Here is a 16,308-nt window from a genome sequence, read left to right on the forward strand (position 1 = left end):
TGACATGCCACGGGGTCGAAATGTTTCGGAAACTGAAAGACTGTTCGGGCTGTTCGGGCTGTTCGGTCGAACAAAGCGATCAAGGTTGAATAAACCACGGCGAGGTCGACCGTCCCGAGCCGGTCACGCATCCGCTGATGGAGCTCGTCCAGGCCGGCGGCGAGGTGGACCGGGAGCTGCGGCTCGCGAACGTCGACCGGCTGCGGGCGCTGGCGCTCGGTGGGGAGGTCGAGGTGTTCTGTGCCCACGACCCCTGGGAGCTGCAGCGTTACCGCTGAGAGAGGCCCGGCTCCGGGGAGAGACGCTGCGCCAGGGCGGTGTGGCGGCGTCCCGCGCCGGCCGTGCGGACCGCCGCGGCGAGGGCCCGGCGCGACCCGACCAGGACGACGAGCTTCTTCGCGCGGGTGATCCCCGTGTACAGGAGGTTGCGGCGCAGCATCATCCACGCGCCGGTCGTGAGCGGGATGACGACGGCCGGGTACTCGCTGCCCTGCGAGCGGTGGATCGTGATCGAGTAGGCGTGGGCGAGCTCGTCCAGCTCGTCGAAGGCGTAGTCGATGCTCTCGTCCTCGTCGGTCACGACGGTGAGGGACTGGTCTTCGAGGGAGACGGACGTGACGACGCCGACCGTGCCGTTGAAGACGCCCGCCTCGCCCTTGTCGTAGTTGTTGCGCAGCTGGGTGACCTTGTCGCCGACGCGGAAGACGCGTCCGCCGTAGCGGCGTTCCGGCCGCGCATCGTCGTGCGGCGTCAGGGCTTCCTGCAACAGCATGTTCAGGGAGCCGGCGCCCGCGGCGCCGCGGTGCATGGGCGCCAGGACCTGGACGTCGCGGCGCGGGTCGAGGCCGAACCTGCGGGGGATGCGGTTGGCGACGACGTCCACGGTCATCTCGGCCGCCTCCTCCTGCTCCTCGCACGGGAACAGGAAGAAGTCGGGGAAGCCGCTGGTGCGGGGGTGGTCGCCGGAGTTGACGCGGTGCGCGTTGACGACGATGCCGGACTGCTGCGCCTGCCGGAAGATCTTCGTCAGCCGGACGCGCGGGATCACCTCCGCGCCGAGCAGGTCGGCCAGCACCTCGCCCGCGCCGACGGACGGGAGCTGGTCGACGTCCCCGACGAGCAGCAGGTGCGCGCCGCGCGGGATCGCCTTCACCAGCTTGTTCGCGAGGATCAGGTCGACCATCGAGCTCTCGTCCACCACGACGAGGTCGGCGTCGAGGGGGTTGTCCTGGTCGAACTTGGGGTCGCCGCCGGGCTGGAGCTGGAGAAGGCGGTGGACGGTCGCGGCCTCGTGCCCGGTCAGCTCGGCGAGGCGCTTGGCGGCCCGTCCGGTCGGCGCCACCAGGACGATCCTGGCCTTCTTCGCGGCGGCCAGTTCCACCACCGAGCGGACCGTGAAGCTCTTGCCGCAGCCGGGGCCGCCGGTCAGCACCGACACCTTCGACGTCAGCGCGAGCTTGACCGCGTCCTCCTGCTCGGAGGCGAGGGCCTGGCCGGTGCGCTGCTTCAGCCACGGCAGCGCCTTGCCCCAGTCGACGTCGGCGAACGCCTTCAGCCGGTCGGTGGGCGCGTCGAGCAGTTCCAGCAGGCCGCGGGCGAGGGACCGTTCGGCCCGGTGGAACGGCACCAGGTACACGGCCGGGATCGTCGCGGCGTCCTCCCCCTCCCCCGGGATCGGCTCCCGGACGACGCCCTCGTCGCCGGCCAGTTCGTCCAGCGCCGGGACGATCAGCTCCCGCTCCACGCCGAGGATCTTCTCCGCGGCCGTGACGAGGTTCGGCTCGGGCAGGAAGCAGTGGCCGTCGTCGGCGGCCTCCGACAGCGTGTACTGGAGCCCCGCCTTGATCCGCTCCGGGCTGTCGTGCGGGATGCCGACGGCCTGCGCGATCGTGTCGGCCGTCTTGAACCCGATGCCCCACACGTCCGACGCCAGCCGGTACGGCTCCCGGCGGACGATGTCGACGGACTCGTCCCCGTACCGCTTGTAGATGCGGACGGCCAGGGACGTCGAGACGCCGACGCCCTGCAGGAAGACCATCACCTCCTTGATGGCCTTCTGCTCCTCCCACGCCTCACCGATGCGTTTGGTGCGCTTGGGACCGAGGCCCTGGACCTCGACGAGGCGTTCCGGCTCCTCCTCGATGATCCGGAGGATGTCGGTGCCGAAGTGCCCGACCATCCGGTCGGCCATGACCGGCCCGATCCCCTTGATCATGCCGGAGCCGAGGTAGCGGCGGATGCCCTGCACGGTCGCCGGCAGGACGGTCGTGTACGACTCGACCTCGAACTGCTTGCCGTATTTGGGGTGCGACCGCCACCGTCCGACCAGGCGCAGGCTCTCCCCCACCTGCGCACCCAGCAGCGCGCCGACGACGGTGAGCAGATCGCTGCCGCTCTTGGCGGTCGCCACACGGGCCACGGTGTAGCCGGTGTCCTCGTTGGCGTAGGTGATCCGTTCCAGGACGGCCTCGAGTTCCGCGGGTCGCGGCGGCGTGGCATGGGGCGTCGAGGAGGTCGGCACGAACATCATGATGGCTCATCCGGGCGTCGCGCCGGCCGAGATCTCCAGCACGCCCGTCTCGGTGACGAGCGCGGTCACGAGGCGGGCGGGCGTGACGTCGAACGCGGGGTTGAATCCGCCCACTCCGGCCGGGGCGGTCCTCGCGCCGCCCCAGGCGAGGATCTCCCCGGCGGGACGTTCCTCGATCGGGATGCCGCCGCCGTCCTGGACGGCCGGGTCGACGGTGCTCCACGGCGCGGCGACGACCAGCGGGATGCCCGCCGCCTCGCAGGCCAGCGCCACGCCGACCGAGCCGATCTTGTTGGCGGTGTCGCCGTTGGCGGCGATGCGGTCCGCGCCGATGACGGCCACGTCCGCCAGCCCGCGCAGGATCGTGCTCGGCGCCGCGGCGTCCGCCTGGACGACGCACGGGATCCCCGCCCGGTCGAGTTCCCACGCGGTGAGCCGGGCACCCTGGAGCAGGGGACGCGTCTCGTCCACGAGGACGAGCTCGATGCGCCCCCGCGCGTGCAGTTCCCGGACGACGCCGAGGGCCGTCCCCCACCCGGCCGTCGCGAGCGCACCGGCGTTGCAGTGCGTGAGGACGCGCAGGGGGCGGTCTCCGATGCGGCCGAGGATCCAGTCCGCGCCGAACGCGCCGATAGCCCGGTTGCCGCGTACGTCCTCGTCCAGCAAAGCCTGGGCCTCCGCCGCGACGGCGTCGGCGCCCTTGCCGACTAACGGCAGGACGCGGTCGACGCCGGCGGCCAGGTTCACCGCGGTCGGCCGGGCCTCCCGGACGCGGACGATCGCGGCGTCGCGCAGGCCGTCGTCCCAGCGCTCCCGCGCCGCCTCGCGCACGGCGATGGCGACGCCGAACGCGCCCGCCACGCCCAGCGCGGGGGCGCCGCGCACCACCAGCCGCCGGATCGCGTCCACGAGCGTGTCGACATCGCGGGCCACGACGTACTCCACCCGGGCGGGCAGGACGGTCTGGTCCAGCAGCCGCAGCCCGTCGCCCGTCCACGTGATGGTGCGCACGTCGCTCGTCATGGCGTTCATGATGCCCGGAAAATTCCGTGAACCCCCACGCCATCGGACGTTCAGCGTGCACCGTCACACTGCGTGACCTGCGAGAACTTGACACGGGTCGAACTTGTGTTCGAAATTGTGCAGGAGCGACCGACGACCTGTGGGGCGAGAGGAGGACGACCGTGCCGGAGGCGGCGCTGCGGGAGCTGGTGCTGGACACGGCACCGCGTGATGCCGGCCTGCGTGATGCCGTACAGCGTGATGCCGTACAGCGTGATGCCGTACAGCGTGATGCCGGCCTGCGTGACACGGTGCCCGTGCTGCCGGCGCTGCACCCCGTGCTCCCCGGCGGACTGCGGCCCGGCTCGGTCATCGGTCTCGGCGGGTCCGGCCCCGCGTCCCCCGGCAGCGCGTCCCTCGGCAGCGCGTCCCTCGGCAGCGCGCTCGTCGCGGGCGTCTCGCTTCACGGCGGCGAGGAAGGCACGGGCGGCTGGTGCGGCGTCGTCGGCCTCCCCGGCTTCGGTGTGGCGGCCGCCGCGGGGATGGGCGCCGCCCCCGAACGCCTCCTGCTCGTCGACGATCCCGGCGACCGCTGGCCCGACGTGGTCGCCGCGCTCTGCGAGGCCGTGGACCTGGTTCTGCTGTGCCCGCCCGAACGTCCTGGCGCCGCCGCCGTCCGCCGCCTGTCGGCGCTGGCCCGCAAGCACGGCTGCGTCCTCACGCTGACCGGCGCGTTCGCCCGCGACTGGCCGGGCACCCGGCTCCGGCTCCGCCTGGACGACGTCGACTGGGAGGGTCTCGCGGACGGCCACGGCCGCCTCACCGGCCGCCGCGTCCAGATCGTCGCCGAGGGCCGTGACGCGCCCGGCCCCGGCCGCCGAGCCCGCGTCTGGCTCCCCGCCCCCGACGGCACGGTGCAGCCCGACGAGACCGTCCGGCCGCCTCTGGAACTCGTCCCCGAACCCGTCGCCGAGGGGGGTCGGGGCCATCCGCGGACTTCCACCCTTCCGCCGCGCGTGCGCGTGCCCGCCGAGGAGGGGATCGCGTGACGCGCGTCCTGGTCGTGTGGTGCCCGGACTGGCCGGTGACGGCGGTGGGCGTGGACGCGTCCACCGCCGGTGCCGCGGTGGTGCAGGGGCAGGTGGCGGCCTGCACGGCGGCGGCGCGGGCAGCAGGAGTCCGGCGCGGCCAGCGGCTCCGGGACGCGCAGCGGCGATGCCCTGAACTCGTGGTGCGGGAACGGGACGCCGACGCGGAGGGGCGCCTGTTCGAGACCGTCGCCGAGGCCGTCGCAGAGCTGACGCCGCGCGTGGAGGTGGTGCGGCCGGGCCTGTGCGCGCTGCCGGCGCGCGGCCCGGCCCGGTTCTACGGGGGCGAGGAGGCACTGCGCGTCCTCGTGCAGGACACCGTCGTCGAGGCGGGCTACGACTGCGGGTCGGGCGTCGCGGACGGGCTGTTCGCCGCGGAACTGGCCGCGCGGGCCGGGGAGGGCGGCGTCGTGGTCGCGGAAGGCGGGGCGGCGGCGTTCCTCGCCCCGTACCCGCTGTCGGTCCTGGACAGGCCGGACCTGGCGGACCTCCTGCGACGCCTGGGCGTCAAGACGCTCGGGGACTTCGCGGCGCTGCCGTCCGGTCACGTCGCCGCGCGGTTCGGGACGGACGGGGCGCTCGCGCACCGCCTGGCCAGGGGCGAGGAGCCGCGCCCGCTCGCACCCGCCAAGGCCGCCGCGGACCTGTCGGTGCGGGCCGCGTTCGACCCGCCCGCCGAACAGGCCGAGCGGGTCGTCTTCGGGGCGAAGCGGCTCGCCGCCGAGCTGCACGAGGGGCTCGCGGCGGGCGGGCTGGCCTGCGTCCGGCTGGAGGTCGCGGCCGGGTTCGCGGACGGGCACGTGCTGCGGCGGCTCTGGCGCCACGACGGCCTGTCGGCGCTGGCGGTGGCCGAGCGGGTCCGGTGGCAGCTGTCGGCGTGGCAGCCGCAGGGCGCCCAGGCCGAGCACATCTGGGGCGGGGTCACATGGCTGGAGCTGGCACCCGACCAGATCGTCCCGGACGGGGGAAGGCAGGACGCGCTGTGGGGCCGCACGGCCGTCACCGACCGCATCGCCCGTGCCGCCGACCGCATCCAGGCGCTGCTGGGGCACCAGGGGATCACCCGGCCGGTGCTGGTGGGCGGGCGCGGGCCGGGCGAGCGGGTCGTCCGGGTCCCGGTCGGCGACCTGGCGCCCTCGGGTCTGCCCGACGGGCCGTGGCCGGGTCGCGTGACCGGGCCCGCGCCCGCGGTCGTCCCGGCGGCACCGTCCCACGTGGAGCTGGTCGACGCGGCCGGCGACGCGGTGGTGGTGTCGGCGCGCTGCGAGGTGTCCGCGCCGCCCGCCATGCTCACGGTCCGGGGACGCCACGCCGCGGTGACCGGCTGGACGGGCCCGTGGCCCGCCGACGAACGCTGGTGGGACCCGGACCGGTCGCGTCGCAGGGCACGTTTCCAGGTCACCACCGACGACGGCGACGCCTACCTGCTCACCGTCGAGGGCGGCCGGTGGCATGTCGAGGCCGTGTATGACTAGGCCCCGTATGACCGGGCGCGCACTGACCGGGCGCGCACTGACCGGGCGCGCACTGGCCAGGCGCGCACTGGCCAGGGGACGCTGATGGGGTGGCACAACCCGCCGATCCCGTGGCGGGAGTTCGAGGAACGGCTGTCATGGCGTCCCCCCGAACGGCGACCGGACGAGCCGCCGGAGGCGCCCCGCCTCCCGCGCCGTGGTGTCCAGGACGGTGCCGTCGCGGACGTGCCGTGGGCGGAGCTGCACTGCCACTCGTCGTTCAGTTTCCTGGACGGGGCCAGCGACCCCGCGTCGCTCGTCGCGGAGGCGGCGCGGCTCGGCGTGGAGGCGATGGCGATCACCGACCACGACGGCATGTACGGGGCGGTCCAGTTCGCGCAGGCCGCGAACGACGCCGGCATCGGGACGGTGTTCGGCGCGGAGCTGAGCCTCGGCCTGCCGGGGCCGCAGACCGGGGAGCCCGACCCGGCCGGACGGCATCTGCTGGTGCTCGCGCGCGGCGCCCCGGGGTACGCGCGGCTCTGCTCGGCGATCACCGCCGCGCAGCTCGCTGGCGGGCGCAAGGGCCGTCCCGTGTACGACCTGGACGCCCTCGCCGACGCCCACGGCGGGCACTGGGCGGTGCTGACCGGATGCAGGAAGGGCCCGGTCCCGGCGGCGCTGGAGGCGGGCGGGCCGGACGCGGCGGAGCGGGAGCTGCGGAACCTGGCCGGCATGTTCGGCCGGGAGAACGTGTTCGTCGAGCTGATCGACCACGACCAGCCGGACGACGACCACCGCAACGACACCCTGTACGCACTGGCCGGGCGGGCCGGGGTGGACGTGGTGGCGTCCAACAACGTGCATTTCGCGGCGCCCGGGGCCGACGCGCGGCTGGCGCAGGCGATGGCGGCGGTCCGGGCCCGCCGCAGCCTGGACGACATGGTCGGCTGGCTCCCGGCGGGCGGCACGGCCCACGTCCGGAGCGGCGCGGAGATGGCCAAGCGGCTGGCGCGCTTCCCCGGCGTCCTGGAAAGAACGGTCGCTCTGGCGCGGGAGTGCCGGTTCGGCTTCGACGTCGTCGCGCCCCGCCTGCCGGACTGGCCCGTCCCGGAAGGGCACACCGAGGCGAGCTGGCTGCGGCACCTGGTGAAGGAGGGCGCGCTCAAGCGGTACGGGCCGCCGGAGCGGGAACGGATCTCCGGCGCTTACGAGCAGATCGCCAAGGAGCTGGACGTCATCGAGCAGCTCCGCTTCCCCGGCTACTTCCTGATCGTGCACGACATCGTGGAGTTCTGCCGAGGCAGGGGCATCCTGTGCCAGGGACGGGGATCGGCGGCGAACTCGGCGGTCTGCTACGCGCTCGGCATCACGGGTGTCGACGCCGTCCGGCACGGGCTGCTGTTCGAGCGGTTCCTGTCACCGGGACGGGATGGGCCGCCCGACATCGACCTGGACATCGAGCACCGCCGCCGCGAGGAGGCCATCCAGTACGTCTACGGCAAGTACGGGCGCGAATGCACGGCCCAGGTCGCGAACGTCATCAGCTACCGGCCGCGCATGGCCGTCCGCGACGCGGCACGGGCGCTCGGCTTCTCCCCCGGGCAGCAGGACGCGTGGTCGAAGGGCATCGATCCGCGCGACCCCGTCGGTTCCGAGTCCGACATCCCCGCGTCGGTGATGGAGCTGGCGAAGCGGATGCTGACGCTCCCCCGGCATCTCGGCATCCACTCCGGCGGCATGGTGATCGCCGACCGGCCCGTCGGGGAGATCTGCCCGATCGAGTGGGCGACGATGCCGAACCGCAGCGTCCTGCAGTGGGACAAGGACGACTGCGCCGCGGCCGGGCTGGTGAAGTTCGACCTGCTCGGCCTCGGCATGCTCGCGGCGCTGCACGACTGCTTCGACCTGGTGGAGGAGCACCACGGGCGGCGGTACGACCTGCAGTCGGTCCCGGCCGAGGACCCCCTCGTCTACGACATGCTGTGCGACGCCGACACGGTCGGGGTGTTCCAGGTGGAGTCGCGGGCGCAGATGGCGACGCTGCCTCGGCTGAAGCCCCGCGAGTTCTACGACCTGGTGGTGGAGGTGGCGCTGATCCGGCCGGGGCCGATCCAGGGCGGGTCCGTCCACCCGTATCTGCGTCGCCGCAAGGGCATGGAACCCGCGGCGTGCCCGCATCCGCTGATGGAGCCCGCCCTGTCGCGGACGCTAGGCGTGCCGCTCTTCCAGGAGCAGATGATGCAGCTCGCCGTGGACTGCGCCGGGTTCACCCCGGCGGAGTCCGACCAGCTCCGGCAGGCGATGGGTGCCAAGCGCGCACCCGAGCGCGTCGAGCGGCTGAAACGGCGCCTCCTGGACGGGATGGCCGAACGCGGCATACCGGCCGGCATCGCGGAGGGCGTGTACGAGAAGATCCTCGGCTTCACCGGGTTCGGTTTCCCCGAGTCGCATGCGCAGAGCTTCGCGCACCTGGTGTACGCGAGCGCCTGGCTGAAGCGGCATTTCCCGGCCGCGTTCACCGCCGCCCTGGTGCGTAACCAGCCGATGGGCTTCTACAGCCCGCAGAGCCTTCTGGCCGATGCCAGACATCATGGTGTCGTGGTCAGGGGCGTGGACATCAACGCCAGCGACGTCCACCCGACGCTAGAGGAAACGGGCCCGGCCGACTCCGCGGCCGGCTCCGGGGTCGATTCCGCGGCCGACTCCGGCCATCCGCACGCGCCCGCCGAGCCTCAGCCCGCGATCCGGCTCGGCTTCACCGGCATCCGCAACCTCGGCGACGAGACGGCGGAGGCCGTCGCGGCGGGCCGCCCCTACACGAGCATGGAGGACCTCGCCCGGCGGGTACCGCTGTCGGCCGGCGCCCTCGAGGCGCTCGCCACGGCGGGTGCGTTCGACCGCTTCGGCCTGTCACGGCGCGAGGCGCTGTGGGCGGCGGGTGCGCTCGCGGGCTCCGGCCCAGGGCAGCTCGAAGGGGTGACGCCCGGCGCGTCCGCACCCGCGCTGCCGGCGATGACGCCGATCGAGGAGACGCTCGCCGACCTGTGGGCCACCGGCGTGTCCGGCACCCATCCCGTGGCGCACGTCCGGGAGGCGCTGGACGAACTGGGCGCCCTGTCGTCCAGGCGGCTCGCCGAGACGCCGGGCGAGACCAACGTCGTCGTCGCCGGGCTCGTCACCCACCGGCAGCGCCCGCCGACCGCCGGCGGCATCGTGTTCATGACGCTGGAGGACGAGACCGGCATCATCAACGTCGTGTGCCCGCCGCAGGTGTTCAAGCGGCACCGCGGCCTCGCCGTCGACTCGCAGGCGCTGCTGGTCAGCGGGCGGCTGGAACGCGCCGACGGCGTCGCCAACGTCCGCGCGACCCGGCTGCGGCGCCTGCCCGTCCCCGGCCGCGTCCGAGCCCGCAACTTCCACTGAGCAGTACCCGCCGGCACTGAGCAGTACCCGCCGGCACTGAGCAGTACCCGCCGGCCCGTACCCCTGGCCCGTACCCCCGGCCGGATAGTCCGGCGGACGCTAGAACCTCGCCGCCTCCTCTGACATCGTAAGGAACGGTTGGGCCGCGTGCCGCCGCGTGGGCGGCCGCCAAGACGCGGCTCGTGGGCGAAAGGTGATCTCTATGGACGGCCCGCGAGCGTCTTCTCTGCGCGAACTGCGCCCGGAAGACCCCACGCGGATCGGCCGGTACCGCATCGAGGCCAAGATCGGCGAGGGCGGGATGGGCGCGGTGTACCTCGGCCGCGACCCCGACGGGCGTGCCGTCGCGGTGAAGGTCGTGCGGTCCGCGCTGTCCGACGACCGCACGTTCCTCGCCCGCTTCCACGACGAGGCCGCCAACGCGCAGCGCGTCGCGTCGTTCTGCACCGCGCAGGTACTGGAGCACGGCGACGACCTCGGCCTCGCCTACATGGTCACCGAGTACATCGAGGGCCCGTCCCTGCTGGAGCACGTCACCGAGAACGGCGCACTGTCCCCCGGGATGCTGCACGGAGTCGCGGTCGGGGTTGCCGCCGCGCTCGTCGCCATCCACAGCGCCGACCTGGTGCACCGCGACCTCAAGCCCAGCAACGTGCTGCTGTCCATCTCCGGGCCGCGGGTGATCGACTTCGGGATCGCCCGGGCGCTGGACGTGGCGTCCGCGCACACCCGGACCGGCCAGGTCGTCGGCACCCCCGGCTGGATCGCGCCCGAGCAGATCACCACCCAGCAGGTCACCCCCGCCGTGGACGTGTTCGCGTGGGGCTGCCTGGTGGCGTTCGCCGCGAGCGGCCGCAACCCGTTCGGGCAGGGCCCGTTCCAGCTCATGGCGGCCCGCGCCGTGCACGCCGAACCCGAGATCGGGGAGCTTCCGCGGTCGCTGGCCCGGCTCGTCCAGTCCGCGCTGCGCAAAGACCCCGAGCAGCGGCCGGACGCCCGCGACCTGCTGCTCGCCCTCGTCGGCGGCGCGGCCGAGGCCGACGTGACGACCGAGCTGGGCGAGTCGTGGGCGCCCCCGCCGGACGATCCCGGCGCCACCTCCCGGGACGTCACCGCACGGTCCACCGCCTCGCCGCCCGTCGCGGCAGCCGCGCCCGCGGCTCCGGCTCCATCCCTCGCTCCGTCTCCGCCTCCTTCTCCCGCTTCATCGCCCGCTCCCTCTCCGGCACCGGCTCCGGCTCCGGCTCCCTCTCCGGCTCCGGTGACGGATCTGGCGCCGGAATGGCCGCTGGAACAGACCGTCCAGGAACCGAGAACCGAGTCGGCGTACGATCCCGGCAGCGCCGAACCCGGCACCGCCCCCGTCACGGAACACCGGTTCGCCGCGCCTCCTCCCGTGCTGCCCCCGGTCCCCGGCTGGCCCGACGGCCCGGGCGGGCAGCGTGGCCCGGACCCGCAGGGCGGGCGGCGTGCGCAGGGTGGGCTGTCCCGGCGCACCACGCTCATCGCCTCGACGATGGTCGGGGTGCTGGTCGCGGCGGCCGTGGCCGGAGGGATCTACTACTTCAACCGGCCGTCCGGCGAGACGGGGAACAAGGGCGGCCCGGCGGCGTTCCCGTCCGCGCCCTTGCTCGTCCGGATCGACAACGAGGCGGGCTGGCCGAAGTCGTGCCACGCCGACATCGGCATCTACAAGCCCGGCGAACCGGCCGCCACCAAGCTCATCGGCGGAGACCGGTGCGAAGTACTGCCCGAGCCGTCCCCGGACCGCAGCCGCATCGCGTTCACCCGCACGGGCGGCGGCAAGGCCGAGGCGTGGGTGATGAACGCCGACGGCAGCGGTGCGCGGAAGGTCACCGACACCGCGGGCGGACGGGTGACCTGGTCGCCGGACGGCACACGCCTCGCGTACATGGGCGAGGTCGACGACACCCGGCAGATCTTCACGATCACGCTGCAAGGGCACCGGGTCACACAGCTCACCGACGACGACTCGCCCAAGGACGATCCGATGTGGTCGTCCAAGGACAAGCTCGTGTTCTGGAGCGAGCAGGACGGCGTCCTGCAGATCCACACCCTCGACCCGAACCGTCCGCGGTCCGCCTGGACGAGGCTGACCAAGGACGGCGTGCGCGCGAACGACCCCGAATGGTCCCCCGACGGCTCCAAGATCGCCTACACCCGGGGCCCGGACGACAGCACCTCGATCTGGGTCATGAACGCCGACGGGTCCGGCGCCCACGCCCTCACCGCGGGAGGTCCGAAGGACATGGACCCGGCGTGGTCCGCCGACGGCCAATGGCTCTGCTACGTACGCGGCAAGGTCACCGATCCGGTGATCCGCGCAGTCCGGGTGGACGGCACCGGCGACCGGGTGATCACCCCGCAGGGCCACACGTTCGGGCACCCCAGCTGGATGTAGCGCGGGCCGCCACTACCCTGCCTCGGACGCGATGGCGACATGACACCTGGGTGAGACGCGGCGGGCCGGCGCTCGCGGTCGTGGTCCTGTTGAGCGGCGGCTACCTGTGGTTCTGGCTCCGCTCCCCCCGAACACCGGGTGGGGCAGATCTGTACGGCCCCTACGCCGTACCGATCCCCGACGACAAGGAGCCTGCGGGTATCCGCGGTGCCTCCATGTGGGCATCGGCCGCCTGCCAGGACGTCCTGGGCACCGCCCGGTACCGGGCATGGCCGCAGCACGAGAAGCGTCTGTTCACCTCCGAGGACGGCGGCCCCGCCCTGGACCGCTCACCGACGCCGAACTCGCGGACTTCGCCCGCTTCGCCGAGTCGTCCGCCGCCCGACACGGCTGCGAGGCGCCCGTCCTGCCCCCGGCGGCCGACGCCTGACCGATCGCCGACCCCTGACCAATCGCCGACCCCACCCACCAGCCTGCCACCCGGCCCGTCGCCGACCCGTCGCCGACCCATCACCGGTCCGCGCCGGGACTCAGCCGATGATCATGTCGAGGCGGCGCAGGATCACGCCCTCGCGCAGCGCCCACGGGCAGACCTCCAGCTCGCTCAGCTCGAACAGGTCCATCGCGGCGTCCGCGACGATCGCGCCGGCGAGCAGCTGCTGGGCGCGCCGCTCGGAGACGCCCGGCAGCCCGGCGCGTTCGGCGGACGGCATCGGCGCGAGCTTCTCGGCCCACTCGGTCAGGTCGGCGCCCGCCAGGGCACGCCGCTGGTACGGCCCGTCGGCGGTGGGGGCGGCGCCGCCGATCCGGGCGAGCTGCTTGAAGGTCTTGGACGTGGCGACCGCGTGGTCGGCCGGACCGTACCGGGAGACGTCCCCGACCCGGCGGGCGATCTCCGCCCGGACATGCCGGCGCAGGTCGCGGACCTCGTCCGGGGACGGCGGGTCGGCGGTGAACCGGTCACGGGTGAGACGGCCCGCGCCGAGCGGCAGCGAGAACGCCACATCCGGTTCCTCGTCGATCCCGGACGCGATCTCCAGCGAACCGCCGCCGATGTCCACCACGAGCAGCCGGCCCGACGACCAGCCGAACCAGCGCCGGACGGCGAGGAACGTCAGCCGCGCCTCCTCCTCACCCGACAGCGACCGTATGTCGATCTCCTTGTCGGCGCGGACCCGCGCGAGGATCTCCTCACCGTTCACGGCGTCGCGGACGGCGGAGGTCGCGAACGCGACGAGGTCCTCGACGCCTTTGTCCTCGGCGATCTGCAGCGCCTCGTCGACGAAGTTCCGCAGCAGGGCCTCGCCCTCCTCGGACAGGCGGTCATTCTCATCGAGGTGGGCGGTGAGCTGCAGGTCCGCCTTGTGGGAGTACGCGGGGAGGGGCCTCGCCCCCTCGTGCGCGTCCACCACCAGGAGGTGCACCGTGTTCGAACCCACGTCCAGCACGCCGAGTCGCATGGGCAAAAAGTATCCGACGGCCCCGCCGCAATTCGGGACGGGCAGGCCGAAACCATCATGACCGGCCTGTTTCCGCACGTGAGGCGGGGGACGGGGGCACAGCAATGTGGCCACTTGGCACGCTGCGTGGTCCGGACGACACCCGGCCGCGGCACGGTGCCGGGCATGGACACGGGTTCGGAATACCGGCTCCGCGCCCGCACCAGCCGCCGAACCCGGCGGATCAGCCCGGCGGATCAGGCCAGCGGATCAGGCCAGCGGGTCAGGCCGGCGGCAGTTCGTCCGCCGTCGGATAGGAACTTTGCGCCCCCCTCTTGCGGACGGCGGCCGCACCCACGCGGGTGGCGTAGCGGGCCGCTTCACGCAACGAGTCGCCGCGGGCGAGCCGGAGGCAGAGCGCGGCGGTGAAGGCGTCGCCCGCGCCGGTCGTGTCGACGGCCTCCGCCTTCGGGGACGGGATCGACGCCGTCCCCTCACCACCGGCGACCACGACCCCCTCGGCGCCGAGCGTGACGACGACCGACCGGGGCCCGGACCGGACGAGCGCCGCCGCCATCTCCTCCGGCTCCTCCGGGCCACCGTCACCACCGCCACCGCCACCGCCCAGCAGGTAGGCGGCCTCGTGTTCGTTGACGACGAGCGGGTCGCAGAGTGCCAGCAGCCCCTCCGGGACGGGGGCGGGCGGCGAAAGGTTCAGCACCACCCGTCCACCGGCGCCGGCCGCGGCGCGGGCGGCCGCCTCGACGGCGGGCATCGGCACCTCCAGCTGGAACGACACGACGGACGCGCCGGCGATCATGTCGCCGGCCGCCGCGATGTCGTCCGGGCCGAGCCGCGCGTTGGCGCCGGGCGAGACGATGATGCTGTTGTCACCGTCCGGCCCGAGCGTGATCAGGGCGACGCCGCTGGGCGCGCCCTCGGTGGTGGTCAGGTGGGCGAGGTCGACGCCGTCCGCGGCGAGGGCCGCGCGCAGGAACCCGCCGTGCCCGTCGTCACCCACCCGTCCGACGATGCCGACCCGCCCGCCGAGCCGGGCCGCCGCGACGGCCTGGTTGGCGCCCTTACCGCCCGGATGGGTGGCGAGGTCGGAACCGAGTACGGTCTCCCCCGGAACGGGCCTCCGCTCGACGCCGACCACCAGGTCCGCGTTGACCGACCCAACGACGACGACGTCCCAATCACGCGAGCCTTGCCCATCACGCGAGTCTTCCCGATCATGCGGGTGCTGTCCGATCACGGTGTAACCGACTACACGCGCCGGGGCCTCCAGCGCAACTCATGTCGCTACCGACTGCGCAGCTCAGCGAGGTCCACCACCTCCGCCAACTCCTCCACGGACGCGTAGTAGCCACGCCCGGCAAGCGCCCCGTTCCGCGTGACCAGAAACGCGCTATGACGGCGCACACCGGCGAACTCGGCCAGCACCCGGTGCGCCCCACTAAGCCGCACCGTCGCAACCCGCACCCCACCGGCCCCCGTCCAACTCCCCCGACCATCCCCCATAGACAGAACGTTACGACCCTTAACATTCCGTAACGCACATGACCCTATGCCGACACCTTCCCTACCCCCGACGCCTTCCCCACCCCGACGCCTTCCCCACCCGACGCCTTCCCTGCCGCGACACCGTTCCCTGCACCGACGCCGTTCCCTGCACCGACGCCGTTCCTGTGCCTATAGGGGTTCTGACGCCAACGCGGATCCGGTGTCGGCACCGGTCCTGTGCTCACGTGGTGTCCTATACCGTGGTGCGCCGTGAGCGAGGTGCACGAATCCCGGTTGGCGCGCCGGGTGACCGAGGCCGCCGACGAACTGCTGCGCCGGTCACGCTCGGTCGCCCCCGTGGACGTTTTCGCCCACATCGGCTGGATCAACGCAGCACAGGTCGACCGCTGGCGGCAGGGCCGGCTCGACCATCTGCACGACGCGATGAACGTCCGTCCAGACAAGATCGCCAACGCCCTGCGGGCCCTGCGCGCCTGGGCGCAGGCACGGAACCTCGAACCCGCCGAGACCGCCTACACCGCCGCCACCCGTGACCGCCGTCCCCTCCGCTTCACCGCCGACGGCGGCGAACCCGCCGAACGCGAACACCGCACGCACTGGATCTCCCCGGACCTGACGCCCGCCCAGCGCGACCGCGTCACCGCGCGCGACGCCAAGGTCCCTGACCTCGTCGTCCTGCAGGCGGTAGCCGAGTGGACGTGCGGCGGCTGCCACGGCACCGGCGACTTCAAGATCGTCGAAGATTCGGTGCCGCTCTGCATGGCCTGCGCCGACCTCGGCCACCTCGTCTTCCTGCCCGCCGGAAACGCCGCGCTCAGCCGCCGGGCCAAGAAGGAGAGCGGGCTGTCGGCCGTCGTCGTCCGGCACAACCGGCGCCGCAAGCGCTACGAGCGGCGCGGCATCCTGGTCGAGGAGTCCGCGCTGGAGCGGGCCGAGGAGCAGTGTCTCGCCGACGAAGACGCACGGGCCCGCCGACGCGACCGTGCCCGCGAGCGCCGCGCCGAACAGGATGCAGAGTTCGTGACCCGGATGACGGCCGAGATCGTCCGGCTGTTCCCGGGCTGCCCCGCGGACCGTGCCGCAGAGATCTCCCGGCACGCGGCCCTACGCGGCAGCGGCCGTGTCGGCCGGACCGCCGCAGGCCGCGACCTCGACGAGGACGCCGTCACGCTCGCCGTGGTCGCGTCCGTCCGGCACCTGGACACCGGCTACGACGCCATGCTGATGGCGGGGGTGCCCCGGCGCGACGCGCGCGACCGCATCCGCGGGGACGTGGACAGCGTCCTCACCACGTGGCGCCAGGCCTGACGCCGCGCCAATCAACCTGAGCCGCCCCGGGTTTGTTGGAGGCTCGATTGAGAGGATGATCGAGTCATGGCACGGAAGTCCCCCTACTCTCCCGAGTTGCGGCAGCGTGCGG

General features: G+C 73.4%; 10 protein-coding genes. 6 read left to right on the forward strand and 4 right to left on the reverse strand.

What is annotated here, in order from left to right; translation table 11 throughout:
- Positions 1 to 137 precede the first annotated feature (137 nt).
- Complete coding sequence (locus ACGFIS_RS36415) at positions 138 to 278, forward strand: hypothetical protein (RefSeq protein ID WP_392973894.1); 141 nt, start codon at positions 138 to 140, stop codon at positions 276 to 278.
- Here the strand turns inward: ACGFIS_RS36415 and ACGFIS_RS36420 are convergent.
- Both ACGFIS_RS36420 and mtnA read right to left on the reverse strand, forming a co-directional pair.
- Complete coding sequence (locus ACGFIS_RS36420) at positions 269 to 2,527, reverse strand: ATP-dependent RecD-like DNA helicase (RefSeq protein WP_392973900.1); 2,259 nt, start codon at positions 2,525 to 2,527, stop codon at positions 269 to 271. The genes ACGFIS_RS36415 and ACGFIS_RS36420 overlap by 10 nt on opposite strands.
- 9 nt (positions 2,528 to 2,536) lie before the next feature.
- Positions 2,537 to 3,553 carry an S-methyl-5-thioribose-1-phosphate isomerase gene (gene mtnA / locus ACGFIS_RS36425; protein ID WP_392973895.1) on the reverse strand — a complete coding sequence of 339 codons (1,017 nt, stop codon included), beginning with the start codon at positions 3,551 to 3,553 and terminating at the stop codon, positions 2,537 to 2,539.
- A gap of 161 nt (positions 3,554 to 3,714) precedes the next feature.
- On the opposite strand from mtnA, the gene ACGFIS_RS36430 reads away from it, so the two are divergent.
- From ACGFIS_RS36430 to ACGFIS_RS36445, 4 genes are all read left to right on the forward strand, one after another.
- Positions 3,715 to 4,581, forward strand: a complete 867-nt coding sequence (locus tag ACGFIS_RS36430; RefSeq protein ID WP_392973896.1) for a hypothetical protein — start codon at positions 3,715 to 3,717, stop codon at positions 4,579 to 4,581.
- Positions 4,578 to 6,095 (forward strand): DNA polymerase Y family protein, encoded by a 1,518-nt coding sequence (locus tag ACGFIS_RS36435; protein WP_392897714.1) that lies wholly within the window; start codon positions 4,578 to 4,580, stop codon positions 6,093 to 6,095. Before ACGFIS_RS36430 ends, ACGFIS_RS36435 begins: the two co-directional genes overlap by 4 nt.
- A gap of 84 nt (positions 6,096 to 6,179) precedes the next feature.
- On the forward strand, positions 6,180 to 9,500 hold the full coding sequence (locus ACGFIS_RS36440) for an error-prone DNA polymerase (RefSeq protein WP_392973897.1): 3,321 nt from the start codon (positions 6,180 to 6,182) through the stop codon (positions 9,498 to 9,500).
- Positions 9,501 to 9,702: 202 nt separating this feature from the next.
- Positions 9,703 to 11,922: a protein kinase gene (locus ACGFIS_RS36445; RefSeq protein ID WP_392897720.1), complete on the forward strand. Its 2,220-nt coding sequence runs from the start codon at positions 9,703 to 9,705 to the stop codon at positions 11,920 to 11,922.
- A gap of 530 nt (positions 11,923 to 12,452) precedes the next feature.
- On the opposite strand, the gene ACGFIS_RS36450 is transcribed toward ACGFIS_RS36445, so the two are convergent.
- Entirely contained in the window at positions 12,453 to 13,382 is a 930-nt protein-coding gene (locus ACGFIS_RS36450; protein ID WP_392973898.1) for a Ppx/GppA family phosphatase, read from the reverse strand.
- A 262-nt stretch (positions 13,383 to 13,644) separates the two neighbouring features.
- Positions 13,645 to 14,619, reverse strand: coding sequence for a ribokinase (locus ACGFIS_RS36455; RefSeq protein ID WP_392973899.1), 975 nt, complete (start codon positions 14,617 to 14,619; stop codon positions 13,645 to 13,647).
- A 518-nt stretch (positions 14,620 to 15,137) separates the two neighbouring features.
- On the opposite strand from ACGFIS_RS36455, the gene ACGFIS_RS36460 reads away from it, so the two are divergent.
- Entirely contained in the window at positions 15,138 to 16,196 is a 1,059-nt protein-coding gene (locus ACGFIS_RS36460; RefSeq protein WP_392897729.1) for a DUF2293 domain-containing protein, read from the forward strand.
- Positions 16,197 to 16,308: the final 112 nt, after the last annotated feature.

Source organism: Spirillospora sp. NPDC048824, assembly GCF_043198455.1.
In the GTDB taxonomy this organism is placed as follows: domain Bacteria; phylum Actinomycetota; class Actinomycetes; order Streptosporangiales; family Streptosporangiaceae; genus Spirillospora.

Excerpts from the sequence above, each read along its gene's own strand:
- ACGFIS_RS36415 (WP_392973894.1), top strand. The coding sequence starts at position 138 with ATGGAGCTCGTCCAGGCCGGCGGCGAGGTGGACCGGGAGCTGCGGCTC.
- ACGFIS_RS36420 (WP_392973900.1), bottom strand. The coding sequence starts at position 2,527 with ATGTTCGTGCCGACCTCCTCGACGCCCCATGCCACGCCGCCGCGACCC.
- mtnA (WP_392973895.1), bottom strand. The coding sequence starts at position 3,553 with ATGACGAGCGACGTGCGCACCATCACGTGGACGGGCGACGGGCTGCGG.
- ACGFIS_RS36440 (WP_392973897.1), top strand. The coding sequence starts at position 6,180 with ATGGGGTGGCACAACCCGCCGATCCCGTGGCGGGAGTTCGAGGAACGG.
- ACGFIS_RS36445 (WP_392897720.1), top strand. The coding sequence starts at position 9,703 with ATGGACGGCCCGCGAGCGTCTTCTCTGCGCGAACTGCGCCCGGAAGAC.
- ACGFIS_RS36450 (WP_392973898.1), bottom strand. The coding sequence starts at position 13,382 with ATGCGACTCGGCGTGCTGGACGTGGGTTCGAACACGGTGCACCTCCTG.